Origin of the sequence: Methylocystis suflitae (assembly GCF_024448135.1) — a bacterium.
In the GTDB taxonomy this organism is placed as follows: Bacteria; Pseudomonadota; Alphaproteobacteria; order Rhizobiales; family Beijerinckiaceae; genus Methylocystis; species Methylocystis suflitae.
Genome location: NZ_JAMRYX010000168.1, coordinates 1 through 456, shown reverse-complemented (window position 1 = coordinate 456; position 456 = coordinate 1). Strand labels below are relative to the sequence as shown.

Annotated in this window: 1 protein-coding gene; it reads right to left on the bottom strand. The window is 64.3% G+C overall.

Translation table 11 applies throughout. From position 1 onward, the window contains the following. Positions 1-446: helix-turn-helix domain-containing protein (locus NEI07_RS12575; RefSeq protein ID WP_256034970.1), on the bottom strand; the 446-nt coding region annotated here is incomplete at its 3' end. Between the last annotated feature and the right edge of the window lie 10 nt (positions 447-456).

The window sequence follows — 456 nt, the reverse complement described above, 5'->3', positions numbered from 1 at the left end:
ACGATGGAAAAGAGCCAAACGATCCGTTTGACGCTGGGCTCATCGAAGAACCCGACGTCGAAGCGGGCGAAGTCGACCTGCGCCTGTTCGCCGGGCGGCGTCTCGAAGCGGACCTCGAAGCCTTTCGCGCGCGGAGGCCGAAGTTCGCGCAGAAGGTCGGTGACCGCAGTGTAGCCGCCGGCATATCCGCGTTCCTTGATCTCCCGCCAGAGACGGCGTCCGGTCAGCGTCGGATAAGCCGTAAGCCGCTCCTGCAGGTAGGGTTCGAAAGATGCGATCGCGCGTTCGCGCGGCGGACGGGCCTTGTAGCTGGGCGCCGTCAGTCCCGCCGCGATGTGCTTGCGCACGGTTTTCCGATCGATTCCGAGCTGGCGCGCGATCGCGGACACGGAGATCCCCTGACGGTGTAGTTCCAGGATCATGACGATTTCCCCAAGTTTGATCACCGCGCGCTCC